Consider the following 1,044-nt stretch of genomic DNA (forward strand, 5'->3'; position numbering starts at 1 on the left):
CGGTCGTGTCTCGGAAGTGGTAGAAATTGTCTGGCGGCGTAATCTCCGGGTGAACCAACACCCACCCAACCGGCGGCGGCAACCGCCAGGGAGATCACGCCATGAAGCAGAATACCGATAGCTCGTCCTTTTCGCCGCTGCCCGACGCAGGCGGGTATGATCCGATCGAGGATCGCCTGCGGGCGAATGTCCGGGCCACCATTGAAGCCATGTTCGAAGAGGAACTTGCCGCCTTTCTTGGTCGGCTTCGTTACGGCCGCGGCAATGAGCGGGCCAGGGGCTACCGCCACGGGCACCGCGATCGGCAGCTGACCGGCACATTCGGCACCGAGACGGTGCGGGTTCCTCGTGCTCGGATCGAGAACGAAGCCGGCAAGATCACCGAATGGCGATCGAAGGCACTGCCCCGCTACAGGCGGCTGACGAAGAAGGCCGAGGCCCTGATCGCGGCGGTCTACCTGGCCGGCACCAACACGCGCCGGGTCAAGCGGGCGCTGTTCGGACTGTTCGAGGGGGCGGTGAGCAAGGACGTGGTCAGCCGGGCCTGGCGCAAGGTGAAGGTCGACTGGGACGCCTGGTCCACCCGCGACCTGGCCGAGGAGGATATCGTGCGGCTCATCCTCGACGGCACCGTCATCAAGACCCGGCTGGACAGCAAGGCCACCAACATCTCGGTGCTGGCGGCGATCGGTGTTCGGCGCGACGGACAAAAGGTGCTCCTCTCAATCAGGAACATGGGCGGCGAAAGCACGGCTGCCTGGAGCCAATTCCTCGCCGATCTGGACGCGCGGGGCCTGAGGCGGCCCGAGTTCGTGATCGTTGACGGCGCCCCCGGCCTTGAAGCCGCGCTTGTGGCACTCTGGGGCGGGGACCTGCCCATCCAGCGCTGCACGGTTCACAAGCACCGCAACCTGCTCGGCCACGCGCCCAAGCGCCTGCATGACGAGCTGAGCGAAGACTACCGCGACATGATCTACGCCGACAGCGCCGCCGAGATCGAGACGCGCCGCAAGGCCTTCCTCCGCAAGTGGAAGCTCAAGTGCC

At 65.9% G+C, this 1,044-nt stretch carries 1 protein-coding gene; it reads left to right on the forward strand.

Annotated elements, in window-relative coordinates; genetic code table 11:
- Positions 1–101: 101 nt before the first annotated feature.
- Positions 102–1,044 (forward strand): IS256 family transposase (locus ACE3TA_RS22660; protein ID WP_374576591.1); only part of this gene is annotated, 943 nt, incomplete at its 3' end.

The organism is Phenylobacterium sp., assembly GCF_041916435.1.
Taxonomy (GTDB): domain Bacteria; phylum Pseudomonadota; class Alphaproteobacteria; order Caulobacterales; family Caulobacteraceae; genus Phenylobacterium.